We start from the raw sequence: 22394 nt of genomic DNA on the forward strand, positions 1-22394 counted from the left end.
TTGTGAACTATACTATCTTTAATTGAACTTCACTCAACCTATACTTATTTGCTATTTTTATATATTCCGGATTAAGTTCAAATCCTATAAAGTTTCTTTGATTTTCTAAAGCCACCATTGCAGTTGTTCCGGATCCCATGAATATATCTAAGACTGTTCCACCTTTTGGACATCCAGCTAATACACAAGGCCTTATTAACTCTGGTGGAAATGTAGCAAAATGTGCTGCTCCTAATTTATCTGTGGCCACACTCCAAACTGACCTTTTATTTCTTACTCCTAATTTATTTGGTTCATTGCCATGACTCTCTCTTTCTGCAGTAATGGAATTATTAAAACTTCTTCCTTGTGTATATGCTCCTCCACCTCTAAAAGTTTTAGAATTCCCTTTAAGCCTTCTACCTTTATTCGGATTCCCTAATGTTCCATTACTTCCTCTAGGCAGATTAGGATCTCCATTAACACATGGTTCTTTTATGCTTTCATCATCATAATAATATTTTCTACTCTTACTTAGTAAAAACATATATTCATGAGCCTTTGTAGGTCTATCCTTTACAGCTTCAGGCATACAATTAGTTTTATTCCAAATAATATCACTGCGTAGATACCAACCATCATCTTGCAATGCAAATGCTACTCTCCAAGGTATCCCCATTAAATCTTTAGGTTTTAATCCGTCTTCTTTTATTTTCTTAGTTCTTTCATATCTTCCATCCTTTGGACCATGTTCTTGTTGAGTCTGAAATAACTCATTCTTAACTTTCTTTTTTCTATCTCCACCAGTGCCTACATAGCTATCACCTAAGTTAAGCCACAATGTCCCCTCTGCCTTTAAAACTCTTTTAATTTCTCTAAATAATTCAACCATTTCAGTTAGGTATTCTTGTAAAGAATCTTCTAACCCTATTTGTCCTGGTACTCCATAATCTCTTAATCCCCAATAAGGTGGAGAAGTTATGCAGCAGTCTATTGAGTTATTTTCTAAGAGTTTTAAACCTTCTCTGCAATCCATGTTATAAATATCATTTAACTCTAGCAATCCATCACCCCTCTCACGCACAATTCCTACATTGCATCTGCTCCTTGTATTGTGAAATTAGCTATTAAATGAACAATACAAATTTTTATATAAGTCTTTCTTTAATTTTTCTGCTATTTCTTCATATTCACCCATGTTAATACTTATTGTATGTTCTGCTCTCATTACTGGCTGTGAATGTTGTGTTATCATAGGAACTACCACAGCACACCCTACCATTTTCTTATTGTTGCATTTATCAATATTTAAACATTTTCTACATTTATCAGATAATTTACTTATATTTTTCAATAATATATCTCCCTTCTTAATACACAATACCTGCATTGCATCTGCTCCTTGACTTGGACTTCTAGCTAATATTCTATCGAATATAGCTTGTATATCTTTTATATCTTCCTCAGTTACATCACCATGAATTCTATCATCCCAATCTTCGTACATGCCATTGCAATATACATTTTCAATTGCATCATCTATAATATCTTTTACATCGAAACTAGCATGATGTGGTGTTGTAGTATATATTTCCATATCTCTATAACGCTCTATATTCCCCATCCACTGAAAGTATTTCATCTTTAGATAATGTTGATAATTTTACTTTTTCCATATTATTCCTCCTAAATTTAATCCTTGAATTATTCGCTACTCTTCGTCCTCTAAGTAGTAATCTATATGCTCTCCAACAAATGAATCTAATACATTGCATATATTTTCAATAAATAAATCCGTATAAGTTTCTACAAATGTTTCTAATAAACAAACATCTTCTCCGCCCCATTGAATTCCACATTCATCCATAGAAAGAGTGCTTTCTCCCATTTCTTTAGTTCTTAAAAGTTTAGTATCGACTACTATATCATTTATAATCGCATCTAAATCCCAACCGTCTTGTTGTTGAAGATAATTTTTAACAGCTAACAATGTCTTTTTATTTGCTTTCATAATTTCAATTCCTTTCTTTCACCATTCCTACAAATTATAAACTAATGACTTCTGTAAAATGATCTTTAAATACTCTTCTGCTAATCTCAATCCACTCTGCATTGTCATTTACTAACCTTACGTCATTCTCACAATACTCACACTCTTCAATGAGCCACTCACTGCCTTTATCGACCTTCATGTATTCATCTTCTATAATTTCATCATCATACCTATCTATAATCAATTCTTTAACACATTTAAACATCTTACTCTCCTCCACCCATGCTGCTTAACTTTTTCATTTCTTAACCCTTGGTCTACTCTTCAACTTTTCTAAATGCTTCTGATACTGCTTCATAACAGAGTTCGCCTTATTATATAGCTTGGTCTTAAATTACCACCTTGTAAGTCTACAGCGTCAATAAACTCATTTAGCTTACTCTTTTCAATTTCAAATCTTCCTACTGATGAAAAGTATTTAGCATGTGGTAGTATGCTTACATAACTACCGTAATCCTTATAGCTAAATATACTTTTTTCATCTTTAAATGCTGTATAAAAGTTATCTAATATCTTGCTTTTTACTATCTCAACACTATGATCCTCTGTAATTATTTCATCAAACATATTTATTTGTTTTACCCCACTCATAGAATCACCCTAAATCCTTTCACTTACTTTTCCCCAATCTATTCCTATTCTTACATCTAGCTTCTTAACTCCTACAAGTTTTAATTCATCTGAGATAACGTGTACACTATACACGTTATCTCCAACTTTAAGAATGTTATATACTTCTGGTCTTAAATCTACTTCCACTAAACACTCGCCTTGATTAATTGCATTAAAACCTTTCTTTAGTTCATGTACTTTATATGCCATCTTTATAACCTCTCATTCATTTTTCCTATTAGAGTTCTCGTTGCTTCTTTATATTTCCCTCTAACTTCTTCATTCTGTATTTCTTCTATAGCCTTAAACATCTCATTGAATGCATGTTGTATCATATTGAAATTAGCTTTAAATTTGCTTGTTGCCTCCCCTATGCTCGCCTTTTCCCTAAGCTTCTCCAATTCTTTTTCTATCTCCTCTGGCACCTTTTCTACCAGTTCTACATCTATTGGCTTTTCCTTTAGCTTTTCTTCTAGCTCCTGGACCTTTTTCATATACTCACATATTTCTGTTTTCTTATTGTCTAATTCCTCCTTAAGCTTTTCTGCTTCCTCATCATCTTCATCATCTTGTGCTTTTTCTAATTCACTCTTAATACTCTCTACATCTTTATTAAGTTTATTAACCTCTAGCTTTGCCCCTTCTCTTTCCCTCTCTAGCGTATCCTGAATCTTATATATATTCTCCTTACTAATCTTTAAAGACTCTTCTTTAATCCTTATTTCAGCTTCTAGCGCTGCCTTTTCCTTCTCTACCGCTTTAGACTTAGTTTTAAACTCCTCAGCTGCCTTAATAGCTTCTTCTTTTTCTTTCTCAGCCTTTTTCATAGCCTTTATAGCCTTATCCAATTCTCTTGTAGACATATTATCTATGTCATTTTCTTTAACAAAATCTTCTCTTTCTTCTATATCCGGTATTCCAAGGAGTGATACAGCTTGGCTATAACTTAAATTCGCAAACGCTTGCGAATTTGTATTCCCGAATAAGCTTATCTGATTGGACCCATATTCCGTAAATATCCTCATAATGTTATTTGCAGTACGCTGAGAATAATCAACTGATTGTTCTAACCACTCTGCCCACTTCCCATGATTTATTAAACTTTTAGCTTCTATAAGCTTTCTGCCAATTTCAATACTATTATTTAAAACCATAAGCTTTGTTTGATTCTTTATATTGTTTATCTCTGCTGCAATTAACTCTGGTGTCCTTTCAGTTATGGATGTATCACTTGTTACTAATTCATTCATAATTTTAACCTCCTAGGCTGTGAGCCTTGCCTTTTTATTCTTTTCTTCAAGCTTCTCTTTTTCAAATTTCTCTATAAATGCTGCTATTTCACCCTCTGGCCTACAATTGTATTTCCCACGAACCTGAACTATTTCATTTTTTTTAATTTCAACTGTAAAAAATGGTGTCCTTGGTTTGCTTTTGTCTCTTATAAAAAGAATTGTAGTTTCACCCTTTGCATGTCTTTCTGCATATCCGCCAACACAATGATGCAGCTTCTCGCCTTCTCTTATAAGTTCTATTGCACTTCTCGCAGGCCTTATAAATATATTTTCAAATTCAAGATAGTATTTTTTATATGCTTCATTGTATCTTTTTTCAAATCTTTGATTTAAATCTTTGTTTTCCTTATATTTAACCCTCTTAATTGTTTCTTCGTGTGCTTTTACTAAATTCATAGGAAATAATACATGACTATCTTTTAAATCCATATTTAGCTTATTACAGTCTTCTATATAATCTCTATAAGTTGATATGATATTGTAATAACCTTGTAATCTCTTTGTATCTCTCTGTTTACATATATAGTTATATACTTTCTTTAAGCTTCCATATTTTAAAAGTTTAATAAATTCCACCGGGTATTCAATTGTACCCGCTATTGCACTAAGCTCTTTTGGCTTCAACTTTGACCCATCTTTCTTGTTTATTTGATATAACTTTAGTAATAATGGTGTTATTCTTAAGTTTGAATCCCTTAATGCATTTAAATCTTGTTTATTTATCTTGAGAGCTTTGTATAGATCTTTTCCCTTCCAACTAACCGCACTGTATGTGTTAAGCCCATAAATTTTTGCATCTATTAACCCATAAAATTTTATCTTACTTAAATGTTCTATAACTAATGGATAATGACTATATAGTCCTATACCCTTTATTAATGTTTCAAAATTATATCTTCCAAAATCCATATATTGAAAAACAGTATCCTTAATTGACTCGTCTAAACTTTTTTGGTCGGTAAAGCATTTACATGTTAGACCTGATGATCCATATGTCTGTACTGAAAAGTCATGAACAGACTTTCTCATTTCCCAGCCTTCATACGTATTATACTTGCGATGCCAATAATATCTGCTTAACATTATAGATTTCTCACCTGGACGAAATATATATACAGCAACTAAACTATAATGAGTCTCAATATTTTTATAATCTCCACTGTAATCTCTATAAACAAAGTATCCCCTAGCTGTAATAACATTTTTATCACATGTGCTTTTATCGAATCTTAAAAAATAATCTTGGTCTATTAATTTTTTTCTTGAATATCCAGCATATTTAACAGTGCATTCACTTCCACAGCTTGGACATTCAGCTTCTATGTTATGCTTTATATCAAAATTTACTTTTGTTTCTTTATTACAATGAGTGCAATATGCATAGTGTTGCTTTCCTTTTTTAGTAATAAACAAATATCTACTTTTTTCCAAAACTACATCATCAACATATTTCTCAACATCATTAGTTAATTCAAAATTTATATGATCTAGATATTCCTCGTATAAATAGTCCCCCATGATATCCCTCCTATAAATCCAGCAAGTCGTCTAGGTTTATGTCAAGCTCCTTGGATTCCTTTTTATATTCATTAATGCTTATCACCTTATTGCTACTGTTAACTTCTTTTTCAACCTCTTGAGTTATCCCATAATACTTCAGTACTATTCCAAACCCTTCTTCATCACTTAACATTGCACATCCTTTAACAGCCTTCTTCTTCGCTTCTTTGGACATTTCATTTAAACTTCCCATTATAGTCTTGTCTTGATTCATTATCATCTTTGCAGCTTCTTCATTGTTCTTTATCAGATTTATTAAGAAAGCTCCTATGACTCTAACAAATTCACTGTTCTCTTTTTTAATCTCTTGGTTTATTTTTTCTATAGCATTTGTAATACACATAACATAACCCTCCAATATTTTAATTAGCTAATGATTACCTTGTTTTTATTCTTAAATCCCCAGTATGAAATTCATTTATCATATAGCTTTCTTTATAGTTCTTGTGCCCAATCAACACCGATTTACTATTTACTGCTAGTACTATTCCTTGTTTCTCCTGCCACTTATTTTCGCCACTTTTCTTTTGCCTAGCTAATAATGTTATTTTTCTCCCTATTTCAAATCCTTCCATTAATATTCCCCCCATCATTCTTTTTTCCACATCTTCAGATATATGTGCCATCCTGTATCCTCGTAATATACCTTTTCAACTTCTGAAATTTTATAGTCACTGTACTCTTTTTCCCAGAAGCTGTTATCATTCTCTTTTGCTATCATTTCAATTTTTCTTTTACTTCTGTATTTATGGTCATTTTTAATAGATTCAGGTCTAATCAAATTCCTCGAAGAACTCCATCTCTTCTTTCCCTTTGATCCATGTCTCTTAGTAATATATTTTGCTATAGCTTCAAGTCCATTCCCTTCTGCCTGCAACCTGTCACAATTAATAATTCCTATGCCATCACCTTTTTTCTCTCCTTTTTTTCTACGCATGGACCATAAAGCTTCTACTTCATCTCTATCCAATCCACTATTTATAACAATATGGTGATGTATATTTTTAGGCTTCTCATTCTCCGACATTATATATTCTGTTACTATGACATATTTAAGCACAGTTCCTTTTCTCTTCATTGCGTAGGCTATTCTCCTCAAATAATTTCCTACTACCTTTTCTGCATCTTCTATTGTCTCTGGCATATACTTAGGCTTATAAGTAGCAGATATATGATAATCTCCAGTTCCAAAATTTCCATTTACAGTTTGTACTAAATATCTCCTTGCATTTTTATCATTAATATTATTTTGTTTTGGAGCAGACTCCTTTGTTCTTTTAGCTCTTTTCCCTTTTGCTACTTTTTCTTGCATTGCAGTTCTAGGTATTATATCTACTTCACAATATTTCTCTCCACAGTATATCCTTCTCTCACGAATGAAATGTTTTTTCATGGCCCCCTCCTATTGCCTTGTAATCTTTTTGTTTCTAAAATCATAACTATTGTTTTTTATTTATTATTAATATCTATAGTTATAATGTTAATACCTCATACAAGCCCGGTTAACAGCTCAAAGAACTGTATTTTTCATTGACCTTCACCATGAAAATTGATATACTTAAAGTAGATTATTTAGTATATCGTTCACGGCATAAGGTTATCCAAGCTTCCAACTTGGATAGCCTTTTTTATATCTTCTTTTATTACTTATTGCATGTGGAAATATTTCCACACCTACTGCAAATTGTGTTATGTTTTAATGACCAAACTGAATATCCGCACTTTGTACACTGCTTTATCCACAGTACCTCTTTCTTTTCTTCATCGTTAGTAACAATAGGTCCTGATTTCATTTAAATCACCTCTTTACTTTCAAGTGATTCCTTAGACCGGTTGTACACCTTCTGTCATTTATGGTAATATATTGTTGAAAGGAGGTGAATTTTATGAAACTTACACTAAATCAAATTCAAGCTTTAGACTTGTACCTAAAGCGATTAATTTCAAGATTTCCTATTGTATCTCAAAATGAAAACTTGAATATTGTAATAAGTATAAATAACTCATTATGGACTGGTGACTTCATTCAATATGAACACCCACTTATCATTAATCGGTATATAGATTGTGACTCATCAATTGAATCCAATGGATTATATCCTAGTGATATATTTACACTTCCAGATAATTTTAAGTTTGTTGATTATAGAAATATTAAGTCAGATACTGCTTATCTTCTATTATTGGACTTATTTAAAGTGGTTGTAGATATTCCAGCTCCTACCATCACTTTAAATCCACTTCTATATAATGCTAAAAACTTAGAAACAAATTTATCATTACCATTTATACACCTTGATTCTACAATTGAATATGAAGTTATATCATTGACTAATACTTTTAAAGATGAGTGTACTCACTCATAAATTTTAAATATCTATACACATACTCAAGAGTTGCATATGCATCAACATATGTTAACTCTTTTTCCTTTAGTGTCTTTAGTATCTCTTCTCCTATTTGTGCTACGCCTTCCCCCTTTTCTATAAACCATAAACTATTTGTTGGGTACACTTGTTTGGGAAATTTTAATAAATATTCACTTATCTTCTCATCTGCCATTCTTAGCGCTTGAGTGTATATATCTTTATCATCCCTTTTAGACCGTTCTTGAACTGGTGCTCCTTGATTAGTTTCTTCTAATGCCGCTATTGCTACTACTAATGCTTCTACATCTGCATCTTTAGTCTCTATGCTTGTAAATCCCTCACAGTCCGCTTTGAGCTTCTCTAGATGTTCCATTGCTTGTATTTTATTCATATCCTATCCCCCACTTATATTTATTTAGTAAATCCTATTCGCTATTAAAAATAATACTCCAACTATTGCCCACGTTCCTAAGCTGCCTAAAATAAAATCAATTACTTTTTCTTTCTTAGTCAACTCTATAACCTCCCTATACTCTTTGAACAGCTTGGACATATATTCTTGCCACTGTAATTCTTAATCCCTTTTACCTCTTCACAAAAGATACATGCTGGTTCATATTTCTTTAATATTATTTGGTCCCCATCCACGTAAATCTCTAATGGATCCTTTAGGTCTATATCCAAGGTTCTTCTAAGTTCTATTGGGATTACTATCCTTCCTAAATCGTCTACCTTTCTTACTACTCCTGTTGATTTCATTTACATACCCCTCCATATTTTTTTAATTTTGGCATATTCCCATGGTTATCACCATAGAATATACTAACCAGTGTTTGTCCATTCTTTGAAAGTAGATTTTTATAAAAGGCATTACTGCCTTTGTTTTTAAATTTCTTATTATGTTTTATAGCTACTAATCTATGTTTATTTCATCTATTCCCACATTAATAAATTCAGCAATATTTTTTTTAGTGAATCTTAATTGTCCCCCGACTTTAACAGATTTTATTTTTTTATTTTCTGCCATTCTATAAAGTGTAGTTGCACTTATCTTTAAGTACTCCGCAACTTCTTTTACTGTATATATAATACCCATCCCCTTTTTTTATCTCCAATAATCGCTATTTATAATATCATTTGGAGTAATCTCTAATGCTTTGCATAACTTGCATATAATTCTTATTGTTGGGTCATAATTTTCTCTTTCTATATCGCTTATATACCCTTGTGAAATCCCAGTTATTTTAGATAATTCTTTCATTGTATATTTCCTCTGTACTCGTATTTCTTTCAATTTTAATATTTTCATTTGTAAATGGCTCCTCTTCTGTTGTAAATAGCTCTTCTACTGTTTTGTCCAAAACATTAGCTATCTTTATAGCATCTTCTACCTTTATTTTTCTTTTTCCATTTTCGTAGTTAGAGTATGTCCGTTCTGTTGTTCCAATATTTTTAGCTATATCCTTCTGCAAGAGACCTTTTTTTATTCTTGCGAGCTTCAATTTATAGTTCATTTTACACCTCCTTTTTGTATTACAGTTCATTATGTTCTAAATCTTGTTTTAAGTATATGGTTTATTTTGTTCTATGTCAACAGTATTTTTTCAATTTTAAAGTTTTTTATGTTCTTTTGTAAAATATTTTTTAATATCAGTGGTACAATATGAACATAAAAAAATGGAGGAGGTGCATTATGTGGAATGTAGGAAATGTTATAAAAGATTTAAGAGAAGATAAAAACTTGACTCAAAAACAATTTGCTGAAATGCTAGGTACCACTCCAAGAAGTATAAGCTACTATGAAAACGGAGATAGAAAAATACCTATTGACATGCTACCTGAAATTTCTAAGATATTAGAGGTACCAGTTGAATATATACTAACTGGTAAAAAAGATATAATTACTAATGCCGGTATTGTTAAGTTAAAATTTAAAAGTGGAAATAGCAAAATTATAAAGAACAAACAAATGCAAGATTTTATAAAAATGTTAGAAGAAAATAAAATTGATGCTGAGGCCTTTATACAAGAGTTAAATGAGAAATATAAATAGATAAAAAAGAGTATTACTAATATTTAAAGTAATACTCTTTTTTTATCCTATAATATATATATAAGTTCTAAAATATCTGTATACCGAATTTGTGTAACTATTCTATAAATAATTACTAAAAAAGCTTTCAAAATAAGTATTTTAATATAAAATCTATAAATAACAGTAAATATTACTATATTTGACTACAATTGATAATTTTTAAAAGGGGATGTAAAAATGAGAGATGTAAAAATTGGGGATTTAAATGAACTTTATAAATTAATAATTGAAAATATAGAATGTATAGAAATTCACAGCACGTCATGGTCTAATAACTGCATATTTGAAGAACATTTTGTTCATAATATAGATAAGGAGAGTGATTAAATGACAGGCTGGGTAGAAAAACATAATGGTTCTTATAGATATCGAATAGAATTAAATAAAGACTTAATAACTAATAAGCGTAAAACCATTTCTAAAAGTGGATTTAAACTTAAGAAAGATGCTACAAAAGCACTAAACCAAAAATTAGTCGAAATTAATGATGGTAAATATATAGAAGATAAAAAAATAAGTGTTGAATACTTTCTCACTGAATGGATAGAAAGTTATAAAAATAATATTGCACCATCAACCTTCAAGAGATATAAAGAATTTTGCACTAGTGTAAATAATCATATAGGGTCAATTGAATTATTAAAACTAACCCCTATAATAATACAAGGACTATATACTGAATTGTTGAATAAAGGTTTAAGTAAATCTACAGTTCTTAAAGTTCATAGATGCCTTAAATTAGCACTTAAACAGGCTGTTGGGTGGAATATGCTTAATAGCAATCCATGTGATAATGTTAAGCCTCCTAGGCCTGATAAAGTTGATATACAAATTTGGGATGAATCAACTACTAAACGTTTCTTATTTTTATCAAGAGATGAAGGCATTTACATCGTAATTGCTATAGCACTTGGTACTGGCATGCGTGAGGGAGAAATATGTGCTCTTAAATGGGATTGTGTAGATCTTAAGAATGGTGAGATATATGTTAAGCGATCATTGCAAAATATAGATGGTGTACTAACTTTGAAAGAACCTAAAACAAAAGGCTCTATAAGACGAATATCTATTGCTCCTGACTTAGTTAACGTGCTTAAAGAATATAAAAAATATCAAACTGAAATGAAAATGTTAAATAGAAGAAACTATACTGATGATAACTTTGTATGTACTTGGGAGGATGGTAGACCATATGCACCACTGTATATTGCTAAGAAATTCCCACTTCTAATATCTAAGTATAATGTTCCCAAAATACGATTTCATGATTTGAGACACACTCATGCTACAATATTATTACTCCATGACGTTCCCGCTAAAATAGTTTCTGAGAGACTAGGTCACAGTACCATCTCAATAACATTAGATACATACTCACATGTATTACCATCTATGCAACGTGCTGCCGCTGAAAAACTCAATGGTTTATTTGGAGCTTTATAATAAGCTCCTTTTATTTTAAGTTAATTCTACACACTTAAAATAAAATCACACCCCATCCACACCCTATTTCAAACAAATAAAAATAAAAAAACCTAGCAAGCATTACGCTTACTAGGTTTCTTGGCAGGGGTGCAGGGACTCGAACCCGGAACCAACGGTTTTGGAGACCGCTACTCTACCAATTGAGCTACACCCCTTCATTACTTATTCATTATATTATATTCCAAATATAAATGCAAGAGGTTTTCTTATATTTTATGGCTTTCTTATATTTTATAGTTAATTATACAATTCACTTTTAATATCTATATGTTGATGAATTTTCACATATAGATATATTCAGCATATTATCATTCATAACTTTTTTATATGAGCATAAAAATTCATTTAACTCATTATCATTTACATCTATTTTCATATAACTTTTTAATATTATATTCTCTTCATCTAAAATTACCTCTAAATCATTTTTTTCATTTTTAATGTAATACATCCTTACATTTTTTACATTAAGCTTACCTTTATACTTTTCTTGAAACCCCATAACTTTTCTTGTTTCTTCATAATCTTTAGTCAACGAATCAAATTGTGTATCTATTCCCATGGATTTCATTTGATTTTCTAAATCTTCAGTTGAAACCCCATACCTATCCATAACTTTTTTTTGTATATTAATAAATTTTTCTTGAGATATATTGTTATCTTTCATATACTTAAACACTTGTTTACTCATTTCTGACATAGAAACTTTTCCTTGGGCCATAGAATAATACATTGAGTATATATAATCTTCAAACTTATCTACATCTTTATCTGTAGCTTTATTCCTTAATTCATTAAAATCTATTACATCACTAATTTTAATCAGCTCCTTAACCACATTGTTTTTAACCTTATTACTACTCTAATATACCTATTTCGCTCTACCACTTGTAAATGTAAATATTGGTTAGATATCCTTTGGTTTTAACTATATAATCAAAACAAAAATCTATTTATAAAGTAGTATATTACAAAATTCTTCCCATTACCACTATTTTTAAATAATTTAGTAATTAGTAAAACCGAGTATATAGAATTCAATCTATACTCCTCGGTTTATAATCTTATCTATTGGATTTTGAACCCTGCTTTTTTTACATTTTCTATTATTTCATCTAAATTATCTGTATTTAATCTTATAATAATTTCCTTAACTTCTGTCATACTTTTAGGATCAACAACAACAAAACTTATTATTTGACCTTTGCTTTCTGAAATAATTTTTGAGAGCTTTGATATTTGACCTGGTATATCATAAGCAATCACCGCTAATCTCTTGCCCTTATTTAATCCAAAAAGTTCTGTAAACTGATGGAATATTCCATGGTGAGTAACAATTCCTTGCATATTACCAGTCTTATCTATAACTGGTACAAATGAAATACTTTTTGTCTCTAAGAAATGTGCTGCCTCTTCCACTTCCTCAAATGGAGATAAAGATGGTACATCTGTTCTCATAACATTTTCCACCAAAAAGTCAGATAATAAACATTGTCTTTCTATTGATTTTTCATAATAGTATGTGTATATCTGTTCTTTAGATATTACTCCACAAAACTTATTACCTTCAACAACTGGTATAGATAAGAATTTGTTTCTTTCCATAACCTCCAATGCCTCTCCTATCGTCACCTTTGAAGTTACTGTTGTTAACTTTTCCTTTGCTAACATTAAGTTGCTTACAAACATAATTTATCCTCCTTTATTTGAATTACTTTATATTATACATTACTTTCATATAATATAGTTAGTAATTTTTAAACATTTTTGTATTCTTAACCCAAGATTATTTTCAATTCTGTTATAATACTATTTTTATAATTATGAACAATAATTATAAACAATATTTATTTACTATTATGTACATAGTTTATCCTCTTTTTTATATAATCCACCTACATTTCTCATTAAATATATGCTAAAATATTTATAAATAGAACTTTTTTCCATGACTTTTGATTAGCATTAAAATTTAACCTGGAGGATAATATGAATATTAGTATGAAAAATATAGTTTCCGCTCTTTCATTATCTTTAGACTTATCCGATAATAACTGGAGCAAATTTGAAAATATTGTAAATATACCTTCAAAATCAAATACTTCTACTCATAAATTTTCAAATCATTCTAAATGCACTTCTTATATATCACTTGAAATTGCTCGTGCTATGAATATAGATGAAACTTCATATTATAATTTATATATAGCTTGCATGATTCATGACATTGGCACTCAAAATATTTTTGATAAATCTCACAATTCAAATTGGTATATTAAAAAGCACTGTATCGACGGCTCTGAAATGATTCAAACAATTCCATCTCTAATACAAGTGTATGATATTATAAGATACCACCATGAAAATTATGATGGTAGTGGATGTTTAAATCTAAAAAACTCTTTAAATCCAATAGAGTCACAGATACTTCGGCTTGCAGATTTAGTTGAAATACAAATTGATTTTGACATTCCATCATATTTACAAAAAAATGATATAATAAACTGGGTATTAGCTCAAAATGGAATTATATTTGCACCCCAAGTTGTTGATGCATTTTTAAAGATATCTGAACCAGAGGCATTTTGGTTAAATCTCTTAAACATCCCAACTATGGATTTTATTTTGAATAATCTAGCCCCTAAAAAGGATACTCTAATTTCTCTTGAAGAATTTGAACCAATAGCTGATTTATTCGCCAATATTATAGATACAAAGAGCTCATTTACGGCTACCCACTCTAAAGAAATCGCTATTCTTGCTTATAACGTTTCAAAGCATCTTGGCTATGATGAAGAAAAATGCTTAAAAATGAAAATCTCTGGTTTACTTCATGACATTGGTAAATTAGCTATACCTACTTATATTTTGGATAAAGAGGGACCTCTAACTGAAGATGAATTCTCAATTATTAGATCCCATACATATTACACTAAATTAATTCTTGATAAAATCGATAATATATCAGATATAAGTTTATGGGCTTCAAGTCACCATGAAAAATTAAATGGACTTGGCTATCCTAGACGTCTTAGCGCTGATGAACTTAGTGAAGAATGTAGAATTATTGGTGTCTGCGATATATATCAAGCACTAACTGCTGATAGACCTTATCGAAGTGGTTTGTATATGTATCAAGCCTTTGACATTCTTGATGAAATGGTTGGCTACGGTTCAATTTGTAGCAATGCTGTAAAAAATCTTAAAGACACATTAATATCTCAAGTTGAATCAACTTAACAAATTTAAATATCATGAAAAGTAATTTTACTATTTACTTTTCATTTTTTTTCTTTTAGGCTAAAATATTAATGAGGTGAACCGCATGGAATTTGTAGTTAGTAATATTGATGAATTAACTTCCCTAGGAATACAACTAGGAAAAATGTGTAAACGCAATGATATCATCTGTCTTATAGGTGACCTTGGTACCGGCAAAACACATCTTACTAAAGGTATAGCCAAAGGTTTAGATATTTTTGAATGTATCACAAGTCCTACCTTTACAATCGTTAATGAATATGATGGTAGATTAAAACTATACCATTTTGACGTTTATAGAGTAAATGATCCTGACGAAATCGCCGCTATAGGTTTTGATGAATATATATTTGGTGATGGTGTAAGTGTAATTGAATGGGCAAATTATATTGAAGATTTAATCCCCGAAGAGAGTTTAACTATTAATATAGAAAAACTTCCCACTCTAGGAGATACTTACAGAAAAATTATCCTTACCTATACTAATAACAGATATGATTATATAAAGGAGTTAAAACTATGAAAATTTTATCCTTAGATTCTGCAACCGAATGTGCAACTGCTGCTATTATAGATGACACTAAACTTTTAGGTGAAATTATTTTCAACTATAAAAAGCAACATTCCGTTATTATGATGCCAATGATAGATAGTTTACTCACTAGTTGTGGATTATCTATAGCTGATATAGATGGATTTGCCGTTTCTAATGGTCCTGGATCTTTTACAGGCCTTAGAATTGGTATGTCTACAATTAAAGGTCTAGTTCAAGCTACAGAAAAACCCTTTGTAGCTATAAGTTCTCTAGATGGTCTTGCAAATAATTTATTTAATATAGATGGTATAATTTGCCCTATCATTGATGCTTTAAGAGGTAATGTATATACAAACTTCTATAGATTTGAAAATGGAAGTCTAATAGATTTAGATGAACCTCAGCTTCTTTCAATTGAAGATGTTATATCCAAGTGTAAAGATTTTAATGAGAAAATAACTTTTATAGGTGATGGTACTTATAAATTTAGAGAAACATTACTCTCATCTCTTCCTTTAGCTTCTATAGCACCTAGCCATCTTAATGTGGCTACGGCATCCTCCATAGGATTTCTTGGCCATTTGCACCTAAAGAATAACGAATGCCATAATATTCTTAGTGCAGCCCCAGTTTATCTTAGATTATGCCAAGCCGAAAGAGAATATGAAGAGAAGGTTAAACAAAATGACTGATTTAACTGTTGAGAAATTGAGTCCTTTAAATATATTAGGGGTTAAGGATATTTGTGATTTAAGTTTTGCAACTCCTTGGTCTTTAATTTCTATTGAAAAGGAGCTTATTAATAAAAATGCAGTTTATATTGTTATAAGACTTGGTAATAAAGTTGTGGCATTCGGAGGTTGTTGGCTTATACTAGATGAAGCTCATATAACAAATATAGCTGTACATCCTAACTTTAGAGGAAATAGCTTTGGTGATATTGTAGTTGAAAACCTAATAAACTCTTGTAAAGAACTAAAGATTTCTTCTATGACATTGGAAGTAAGAGCCTCTAATTTAGCCGCAATAAATCTTTATAAAAAACATAACTTTACGTTAGAAGGTGTCCGAAAAAATTTTTACGAACATCCAAACGAAGATGCCCACATAATGTGGAATTACAACATTTAAGTTTCTTTCGTTATATCTAATATAATAAAAAGATAAAAGGCTATAAAACTAGATTTACTCTAAGTTTTATAACCTTTTATTTACTAATATTGAATTTTATTGTTCCATTATGCTATTCTCTCTATTTATTAGTGGTGATATTTTTTTATAAGATGCAAAGGTTATTACTGACACTAGTACACCTTTTAATATATTAAATGGTGTTATGCCTAAAACTATTATACCTGCAAGGCTACTTATATTTGCATTCCCCTCTGCAGATGCACCTATAACATTACTCATGCCACCCATTATTGTTCCATATAGTGGTATCAATATATAGTAATTGAATACAGCTCCTACTATAGTCATTGCTATAGTACCTAAAATCAGTCCTATTGCAGCACTTTTCTTAGTTTTATTTCTATGATAAATAAACGCTGCCACATACACAAAGGTTCCTCCAATTAAAAAGTTTGCAAACTCTCCAACCCCCCCCGTGATACTTCCACTGAAAACTAAATTCAAAATTACTTTTCCACCCTCTACAATTACCCCAGCTACTGGTCCTAATGCAAATCCACCTATAAGTGCTGGTAAATCGCTAAGATCTAATTTTAGAAATGGTGGAAACCCTGGTATCGGAAAGTCAAATAGCATTAGCACAAAACCCATAGCTACCAATAAAGAAATTTTCACTAACCTGTTTACATTTTTTGACTTGTTCATTTTTTTACCCCCTAAATTTCTGCTTCCTTCAAAGGGTGCATACAGTTGTAATTATGAATTTGAAATTTAAAATTAGAAATTATAGGTTTAGAATTTAAAACTGTAAATTACAGTTAAAGTTTTAACTCTTCACCATTTTTCATTACTAATTTTATATCTTACATCAAATGCGTTTTTACGTAACTAAGTTTCATATTGATTCAACCCTTAGTTACAGCATCTTCAAAAATAAATAAGTCAGTATCTTTCACCTGTTATTTATTTTCAGATGCCTAAATAAAAAAGCCCTGGTTAAAAAAACCAGGGCAAAACTACGCATAATTATACAACTATACTGCTACCTTCTTCCATCCAGACTATACTGTCGGCTTCGGAATTCAACCGAATCAGCCTTTCGGCTCGCGGGCTATACCGCCGGTGGGGAACTTCGCCCCGCCCTGAAGTGCATATTAATTTTTATTACACTAATATATTATCACAAAAATCAAACTATTTCAATATCCTTTTTCATAGATAATGATATTCTATTTCTCTTTTCATCAATATCAATTACTGTAACTTCTACTATATCTCCTAATTTAACTACATCTAATGGGTGTTTAACAAATCTATCACTTAATTGACTCTTATGAACAAGTCCATCTTGATGTACTCCGATATCAACAAATGCTCCAAAGTCTGATACATTTCTAACAGTTCCCATTAGTTTCATACCTTTTTTAAGCTGAGATAATTCTACAACACCTGTTTTAAATATAGGCTTTGGAAGTTCTTCTCTTGGATCTCTTCCTGGTTTTTTAAGTTCTTTAATCATATCTAAAAGTGTAGGTTCTCCTAACTCTAGAGTTTCAGCTAAGGCCTTAACTCCAAAGGCTTTTACTTTTTCATCTATATCTTTGATATTATTCTTTTTCAAATCTTCTTTAGTATACTTTAATATTTCCATAAGTTTTTTACAACCATCATAACTTTCTGGATGTACAGATGTACCATCTAAAGGCTCTTTACTATCATCAACTCTTAAGAATCCAGCACACTGCTCATAAGCTTTAGCTCCGAGTCTTTTTACTTTTAACAATTCTTTTCTAGATTTAAATTTACCACTTTCATCTCTGTATGCTACTATATTTTGTGCAATTGTTGAATTTATTCCTGATATATAAGATAGTAATGATGGTGTAGCTGTATTTAAATCCACACCTACATTATTAACACAATCTTCTACAATATTTTTCAATGATTCATCCAACTTTTTAACAGTAACATCATGTTGATATTGCCCTACTCCTATAGATTTAGGATCTATTTTAACAAGTTCAGCTAAAGGATCTTGTAGCCTTCTTCCTATTGATATAGCACCCCTAACCGTTACATCTAAATCTGGATACTCCTTTGTAGCAAGCTCTGAAGCTGAATAAACCGATGCTCCTGCTTCCGATACTATAACATAAAATATATCTTTTCCCGTTTCTTTCTTTATGTTGCCTATAATTTCACTTAGTATTGCCTCAGATTCCCTACATGCTGTACCATTTCCAAGTGATATTACATCTACATCATATTTAACTAACATATTTTTAAGTAATTCCTTGCCTTCTCTAACCTTAGCCTCACCTGCTGCTGTAACATGTACAGTAACATATTCTAAAAATTTACCTGTATCATCAAGCACTGCCACCTTACATCCGGTTCTAAATCCTGGGTCAAACCCCATAACAACTTTTCCTTTTATTGGTGGTGACATTAGTAATGCCTTAAGATTTTCTTTAAATATGTTGATAGCTCCATCTTCACCTTTTTCTGTTAATATATTACGTATCTCTCTTTCAATAGACGGATATATTAACCTCTTTAAAGAATCCTCAATACTTTTCTCAATGTATATGTTACATTTTTCATCAGTGGTTGTTACTAATTTACTAATATACATTTTTATTCGTTCTATATCACAATTAATTTTCACCGATAAAATTTTATCATCCTCACCTCTATTTATGGCAAGAATTCTATGTGATGGTATAAATTTAATCATCTCTTTATACTCATAGTACATTTCATATTGTGTTCTTTCTTCACTGCTTCCTTTTGTTTCTACGAATCCATTGTTAAATATATACTCTCTTATCCACTTTCTAAACTTGGCATTATCACTTATTTTTTCACTTATGATATCCATAGCACCTTGAAAAGCTTCTTCTATAGAATTTACACTTTTTTCTTCGCTTACAAATTCTAAAGCATATTCATCCAATGATATTTCCCCACCACCAGCTAGAATATATTCACTTAGTGGCACCAAGCCCTTTTCTGTAGCTATTATAGCTCTCGTTCTTTTTTTAGGCTTAAATGGTCTATATATATCTTCTACTTCAGTTAATGTTTCCGCTTTTTCTAAAGAGTTTTTAACTTCATCTGTAAGTTTATCTTGCTCTTGTATCAATCTTATAACATCACTTTTTCTACTTTGAAGATTTCTTAAATAGGTAAGTCTTTCTGCAAAATTTCTCAAAATCACATCATCAAGTCCACCTGTTCTTTCTTTTCTATATCTAGCTATAAAAGGGACTGTATTTCCCTCATCTAATAATTCTATAACATCTTCTACCTGTGATTTATTCATAGGAAATTCTTTAAGTAATTTTTCATTTATAATTGTCATTATTTATTCCTCCTACCTTGGTAACTATCATATCCTTTAATTTTAACATAATATCTTGATTTTTATCATAACCAAAAAAATAATTCATACTTATAATATTAAAGTAATATGTTAGGTGATGCCATGAGAAAAATTTTGCTCTCTTGTTTTTTAACAATGTCTCTTCTCTTATCCTCCATAAGTTATATAAATTATATATCCATTAACACTTTTGATACTGGGCAAGTAAAAGATACCGTGAAATACCTGTCCTCTGATGAATTTAAAGGTAGACTCAGCGGAAGTTTAGAGAATGCCATGGTAGCTTCCTTTATTAAAAGTGAGTTTCAAAATTCTGGACTAGAACCCTTTATGGGTAATTACTATCAAAGCTTTGAGGTTAACTATCCTACTTCTTTATCCGCCGATCCAATGATTGCCATTGTTGATAGCAATGGAAAAACTCATAAAATTTTAGAATATGGCGTTAATTACAAGGAGGATCTACTCAACTTTAGAAATACAGAAATTGAGTTTAACAAATCTGCTATTCTAAATCAAAATGATGAATCAATCTATATTAAAAATTCTATCGGCAGCGTAATATTTTATACTACAAGTGACAATGATCTAGCCTTCAGAAGCTCCTTTGTTGAAAACAGCAAGCAGGACTTATATATTATTGTTACCAAACAAACTCTTGAGGATATAAAAACTTACTTAAACGACGGCTTTTCTATTTACACCTATATTCCTGTATCCATAAAACCTACAACTATTAATAATGTAGTGGGTGTTTTAAAGGGTAAGGATTCAACTTTACCACCTTTAGTTCTTGGTGCCCATTTTGACCATTTAGGAATGGATTTAAATAATACCATCTATAGTGGCGCCTTAGACAACAGTTCTGGAACCTCATTCCTTCTTAGTCTGACTAAATATATAAAGAGATTAGGAACTCCTGATAGGGATATTATATTTGTGGCTTTTAATGCAGAAGAATTTGGTCTCCTTGGTTCCCAGGCATTCGTGGATGAATACAAAGATATTTTAAAAGATAGCAGAGTTTATAACTTTGATATGATAGGAAGTTTTGATGGGATCCCTTTATGTATTATGGGTGGGGATCACGATACTGCCAACACTCCCTTAATTTCAGAATTGACCGAAGTTTTTCAATCGAAGAAAATATACTTTAACTACCTCTTTGAAGATGCTAGTGATCATGGACCATTTAGAAATGCTGGTATAGATGCTGTAACCTTATGTGATAATGATACATCTCGAATCCATACACCTGCAGATAAGGTCAATTACATTAGTGAAGCTGCTATTGATAGATGTTTTAGTGTTATGAAACCTCAACTCTTTAAAGATGGATACTCTCGTAACATACTATACGATAATTTAGAAATGATTTTTATCTTTTCTTGTCTTAGCTCATTAACATTTATATTTATACTTAGGAGATCTAATAGTTAATCCTACACCTGAAATGATAATAAAATATTATAACTAAATCTCTTATACTTATACTTTATAACACAAAATAAAAGAGTAGATTAATCTACTCTTTTATCTTTTTTAAATATTCTTTTATAAACATATCTATACTTCCGTCCATAACTGAACTTACATTAGCAGTTTCTGCACCTGTCCTGTGATCCTTTACTAAATTATAAGGATGGAATACATAGGATCTAATTTGACTCCCCCAAGCATTATCCTTCACCTCACCAGTTATATCCTCTATTCTATCCTTATGTTCTCGAATTTTCATATCCACTAGTTTTGCCTTTAGCATCTTCATTGCATAATCTTTATTGGTATGCTGACTTCTTTCATTTTGGCACTGCACTACTATATTCGTAGGAATATGAGTAATCCTTACTGCTGAGTCTGTTGTGTTAACATGTTGACCTCCAGCTCCACCTGATCTATATGTGTCAATTTTCAAATCTTCTGGTCTAATATCTATATCTTGATTTTCTGTCAGTTCAGGTAAAACTTCACAACCTGCAAAAGATGTTTGTCTTTTCCCACTAGAATTATAAGGTGAAATTCTAACAAGTCTATGAACACCCTTCTCTGCTTTTAAGTATCCATATGCAAATTCACCTATAACTTTAATAGTAACACCTTTTATGCCAGCTTCATCATCTGGTATATAATTCAAAATTTCAATTTTAAACCCATGATTTTCACACCATCTAGAATACATCCTATATAGCATATTAGTCCAATCCTGAGCATCATTTCCACCAGCTCCCGTATGTAAATCTAAGATAGCATTATTGCGATCATATTCACCACTAAGCAAAGTTTCCACATTAAGATTTTCTATATCTTCTTCAATAGATTTTACTTCCAGTTTAATATCTGGGTAGGAGGACGAATCCTCCTCCTCCAAACTCATATCAATTAATATTTTAACTTCTTCAACCCTGAGCTCTAAATTCTTAAAACTATCCAGTTTATCCTTCAGAGCCTTGGATGTCTGTGTAACTTCCTGAGCGTTATTTATATTGCTCCAGAAATCTGGTTCCTGCATCTTACACTCCAGTTCCGATAATCTGATTTCCATAGCTGCTATGTCAAAGAGACACCTTCAACTCTTGTATTTTTCCACTCAATATACTAACTTGGTTTAAGCATTCTTCTAATTGTAATATCACT

Annotated in this window: 31 protein-coding genes, 1 tRNA gene and 1 riboswitch; of the genes, 9 read left to right on the forward strand and 23 right to left on the reverse strand. The window is 30.9% G+C overall.

Annotated elements, in window-relative coordinates; all coding sequences use genetic code 11:
* Positions 1 to 7: 7 nt before the first annotated feature.
* The 12 genes from RSA29_RS02710 to RSA29_RS02765 all read right to left on the reverse strand — a co-directional run bounded on the left by RSA29_RS02710 (position 8) and on the right by RSA29_RS02765 (position 7289).
* Positions 8 to 1063 carry a site-specific DNA-methyltransferase gene (locus RSA29_RS02710; RefSeq protein WP_346941469.1) on the reverse strand — a complete coding sequence of 352 codons (1056 nt, stop codon included), beginning with the start codon at positions 1061 to 1063 and terminating at the stop codon, positions 8 to 10.
* Between the two features lie 36 nt (positions 1064 to 1099).
* Positions 1100 to 1621: a hypothetical protein gene (locus tag RSA29_RS02715; RefSeq protein ID WP_346941468.1), complete on the reverse strand. Its 522-nt coding sequence runs from the start codon at positions 1619 to 1621 to the stop codon at positions 1100 to 1102.
* 69 nt (positions 1622 to 1690) lie between these two features.
* Entirely contained in the window at positions 1691 to 1990 is a 300-nt protein-coding gene (locus RSA29_RS02720; protein ID WP_346941467.1) for a hypothetical protein, read from the reverse strand.
* 34 nt (positions 1991 to 2024) lie between these two features.
* A complete protein-coding gene (locus RSA29_RS02725) occupies positions 2025 to 2237 on the reverse strand; it encodes a hypothetical protein (RefSeq protein ID WP_346941466.1) in 213 nt (70 codons plus the stop codon).
* A gap of 89 nt (positions 2238 to 2326) precedes the next feature.
* On the reverse strand, positions 2327 to 2623 hold the full coding sequence (locus RSA29_RS02730) for a hypothetical protein (protein WP_346941465.1): 297 nt from the start codon (positions 2621 to 2623) through the stop codon (positions 2327 to 2329).
* A gap of 9 nt (positions 2624 to 2632) precedes the next feature.
* A complete protein-coding gene (locus tag RSA29_RS02735; RefSeq protein WP_346941464.1) occupies positions 2633 to 2854 on the reverse strand; it encodes a hypothetical protein in 222 nt (73 codons plus the stop codon).
* A gap of 2 nt (positions 2855 to 2856) precedes the next feature.
* Positions 2857 to 3894, reverse strand: coding sequence for a DUF3102 domain-containing protein (locus tag RSA29_RS02740; RefSeq protein ID WP_346941463.1), 1038 nt, complete (start codon positions 3892 to 3894; stop codon positions 2857 to 2859).
* Positions 3895 to 3906: 12 nt separating this feature from the next.
* Positions 3907 to 5454, reverse strand: a complete 1548-nt coding sequence (locus RSA29_RS02745; RefSeq protein WP_346941462.1) for a PcfJ domain-containing protein — start codon at positions 5452 to 5454, stop codon at positions 3907 to 3909.
* A gap of 10 nt (positions 5455 to 5464) precedes the next feature.
* Positions 5465 to 5839 (reverse strand): Cas9 inhibitor AcrIIA9 family protein, encoded by a 375-nt coding sequence (locus RSA29_RS02750; RefSeq protein WP_346941461.1) that lies wholly within the window; start codon positions 5837 to 5839, stop codon positions 5465 to 5467.
* Positions 5840 to 5873: 34 nt separating this feature from the next.
* Positions 5874 to 6122 (reverse strand): hypothetical protein, encoded by a 249-nt coding sequence (locus tag RSA29_RS02755; protein ID WP_346944343.1) that lies wholly within the window; start codon positions 6120 to 6122, stop codon positions 5874 to 5876.
* Positions 6086 to 6889 (reverse strand): hypothetical protein, encoded by an 804-nt coding sequence (locus RSA29_RS02760; RefSeq protein WP_346941459.1) that lies wholly within the window; start codon positions 6887 to 6889, stop codon positions 6086 to 6088. The genes RSA29_RS02755 and RSA29_RS02760 overlap by 37 nt, the downstream gene beginning before the upstream one ends.
* A 250-nt stretch (positions 6890 to 7139) precedes the next feature.
* Positions 7140 to 7289, reverse strand: coding sequence for a hypothetical protein (locus RSA29_RS02765; RefSeq protein ID WP_346941458.1), 150 nt, complete (start codon positions 7287 to 7289; stop codon positions 7140 to 7142).
* A gap of 93 nt (positions 7290 to 7382) precedes the next feature.
* Between RSA29_RS02765 and RSA29_RS02770 the strand changes: the two genes are divergently transcribed.
* Positions 7383 to 7862 carry a hypothetical protein gene (locus RSA29_RS02770; protein WP_346941457.1) on the forward strand — a complete coding sequence of 160 codons (480 nt, stop codon included), beginning with the start codon at positions 7383 to 7385 and terminating at the stop codon, positions 7860 to 7862.
* Here the strand turns inward: RSA29_RS02770 and RSA29_RS02775 are convergent.
* From RSA29_RS02775 to RSA29_RS02795, 5 genes are all read right to left on the reverse strand, one after another.
* Positions 7837 to 8256: a hypothetical protein gene (locus RSA29_RS02775; RefSeq protein WP_346941456.1), complete on the reverse strand. Its 420-nt coding sequence runs from the start codon at positions 8254 to 8256 to the stop codon at positions 7837 to 7839. The two genes, RSA29_RS02770 and RSA29_RS02775, sit on opposite strands and share 26 nt — an antisense overlap.
* 125 nt (positions 8257 to 8381) lie before the next feature.
* Positions 8382 to 8624, reverse strand: a complete 243-nt coding sequence (locus RSA29_RS02780) for an AbrB/MazE/SpoVT family DNA-binding domain-containing protein (protein WP_346941455.1) — start codon at positions 8622 to 8624, stop codon at positions 8382 to 8384.
* A gap of 154 nt (positions 8625 to 8778) precedes the next feature.
* Positions 8779 to 8961, reverse strand: coding sequence for a helix-turn-helix domain-containing protein (locus tag RSA29_RS02785; protein ID WP_346941454.1), 183 nt, complete (start codon positions 8959 to 8961; stop codon positions 8779 to 8781).
* 9 nt (positions 8962 to 8970) lie between these two features.
* Entirely contained in the window at positions 8971 to 9126 is a 156-nt protein-coding gene (locus tag RSA29_RS02790; RefSeq protein ID WP_346941453.1) for a helix-turn-helix transcriptional regulator, read from the reverse strand.
* Positions 9110 to 9379 (reverse strand): helix-turn-helix transcriptional regulator, encoded by a 270-nt coding sequence (locus RSA29_RS02795; protein ID WP_346941452.1) that lies wholly within the window; start codon positions 9377 to 9379, stop codon positions 9110 to 9112. The genes RSA29_RS02790 and RSA29_RS02795 overlap by 17 nt, the downstream gene beginning before the upstream one ends.
* A gap of 179 nt (positions 9380 to 9558) precedes the next feature.
* On the opposite strand from RSA29_RS02795, the gene RSA29_RS02800 reads away from it, so the two are divergent.
* From RSA29_RS02800 to RSA29_RS02810, 3 genes are all read left to right on the forward strand, one after another.
* The gene (locus RSA29_RS02800) at positions 9559 to 9918 is read left to right on the forward strand and encodes a helix-turn-helix domain-containing protein (protein WP_346941451.1); all 360 of its coding nucleotides are present in this window, start codon (positions 9559 to 9561) and stop codon (positions 9916 to 9918) included.
* A gap of 219 nt (positions 9919 to 10137) precedes the next feature.
* The gene (locus RSA29_RS02805) at positions 10138 to 10287 is read left to right on the forward strand and encodes a hypothetical protein (protein WP_346941450.1); all 150 of its coding nucleotides are present in this window, start codon (positions 10138 to 10140) and stop codon (positions 10285 to 10287) included.
* Complete coding sequence (locus RSA29_RS02810) at positions 10288 to 11403, forward strand: tyrosine-type recombinase/integrase (protein WP_346941449.1); 1116 nt, start codon at positions 10288 to 10290, stop codon at positions 11401 to 11403.
* A gap of 121 nt (positions 11404 to 11524) precedes the next feature.
* Here the strand turns inward: RSA29_RS02810 and RSA29_RS02815 are convergent.
* From RSA29_RS02815 to RSA29_RS02825, 3 genes are all read right to left on the reverse strand, one after another.
* Positions 11525 to 11600, reverse strand: a tRNA-Trp gene (locus tag RSA29_RS02815).
* A gap of 101 nt (positions 11601 to 11701) precedes the next feature.
* The gene (locus RSA29_RS02820; RefSeq protein ID WP_346941948.1) at positions 11702 to 12262 is read right to left on the reverse strand and encodes a DUF3867 domain-containing protein; all 561 of its coding nucleotides are present in this window, start codon (positions 12260 to 12262) and stop codon (positions 11702 to 11704) included.
* A gap of 251 nt (positions 12263 to 12513) precedes the next feature.
* Positions 12514 to 13134 (reverse strand): CBS domain-containing protein, encoded by a 621-nt coding sequence (locus RSA29_RS02825; protein ID WP_346934236.1) that lies wholly within the window; start codon positions 13132 to 13134, stop codon positions 12514 to 12516.
* 300 nt (positions 13135 to 13434) lie between these two features.
* Between RSA29_RS02825 and RSA29_RS02830 the strand changes: the two genes are divergently transcribed.
* The 4 genes from RSA29_RS02830 to rimI all read left to right on the forward strand — a co-directional run bounded on the left by RSA29_RS02830 (position 13435) and on the right by rimI (position 16372).
* Entirely contained in the window at positions 13435 to 14685 is a 1251-nt protein-coding gene (locus RSA29_RS02830) for an HD domain-containing phosphohydrolase (RefSeq protein WP_346941448.1), read from the forward strand.
* An 85-nt stretch (positions 14686 to 14770) separates the two neighbouring features.
* Positions 14771 to 15229, forward strand: coding sequence for a tRNA (adenosine(37)-N6)-threonylcarbamoyltransferase complex ATPase subunit type 1 TsaE (gene tsaE / locus RSA29_RS02835; RefSeq protein WP_346941447.1), 459 nt, complete (start codon positions 14771 to 14773; stop codon positions 15227 to 15229).
* Complete coding sequence (gene tsaB / locus RSA29_RS02840; protein ID WP_346941446.1) at positions 15226 to 15933, forward strand: tRNA (adenosine(37)-N6)-threonylcarbamoyltransferase complex dimerization subunit type 1 TsaB; 708 nt, start codon at positions 15226 to 15228, stop codon at positions 15931 to 15933. Before tsaE ends, tsaB begins: the two co-directional genes overlap by 4 nt.
* On the forward strand, positions 15905 to 16372 hold the full coding sequence (rimI, locus tag RSA29_RS02845; protein ID WP_346941445.1) for a ribosomal protein S18-alanine N-acetyltransferase: 468 nt from the start codon (positions 15905 to 15907) through the stop codon (positions 16370 to 16372). The genes tsaB and rimI overlap by 29 nt, the downstream gene beginning before the upstream one ends.
* 96 nt (positions 16373 to 16468) lie before the next feature.
* Here the strand turns inward: rimI and RSA29_RS02850 are convergent, their stop codons facing one another.
* Together RSA29_RS02850 and RSA29_RS02855 are read right to left on the reverse strand one after the other, a co-directional pair.
* Positions 16469 to 17080, reverse strand: coding sequence for an ECF transporter S component (locus RSA29_RS02850; protein ID WP_346941444.1), 612 nt, complete (start codon positions 17078 to 17080; stop codon positions 16469 to 16471).
* 336 nt (positions 17081 to 17416) lie between these two features.
* Positions 17417 to 17529: riboswitch (FMN riboswitch) on the reverse strand.
* Positions 17530 to 17564: 35 nt separating this feature from the next.
* Positions 17565 to 19739 carry a Tex family protein gene (locus RSA29_RS02855; protein ID WP_346941443.1) on the reverse strand — a complete coding sequence of 725 codons (2175 nt, stop codon included), beginning with the start codon at positions 19737 to 19739 and terminating at the stop codon, positions 17565 to 17567.
* A gap of 156 nt (positions 19740 to 19895) precedes the next feature.
* Here RSA29_RS02855 and RSA29_RS02860 point away from each other — a divergent pair, with 156 nt between their 5' ends.
* Positions 19896 to 21200, forward strand: coding sequence for a M28 family metallopeptidase (locus RSA29_RS02860; protein ID WP_346941442.1), 1305 nt, complete (start codon positions 19896 to 19898; stop codon positions 21198 to 21200).
* 85 nt (positions 21201 to 21285) lie between these two features.
* On the opposite strand, the gene prfB is transcribed toward RSA29_RS02860, so the two are convergent.
* A protein-coding gene (prfB, locus tag RSA29_RS02865) for a peptide chain release factor 2 (RefSeq protein ID WP_346941441.1) occupies positions 21286 to 22393 on the reverse strand; the annotation gives its coding sequence in 2 pieces (ribosomal slippage) (positions 21286 to 22314 and positions 22316 to 22393; 1107 coding nt in all).
* Position 22394 lies beyond the last annotated feature (1 nt).

Origin of the sequence: Clostridium sp. (genome assembly GCF_036660475.1) — a bacterium.
In the GTDB taxonomy this organism is placed as follows: Bacteria; Bacillota; Clostridia; order Clostridiales; family Clostridiaceae; genus Clostridium_J.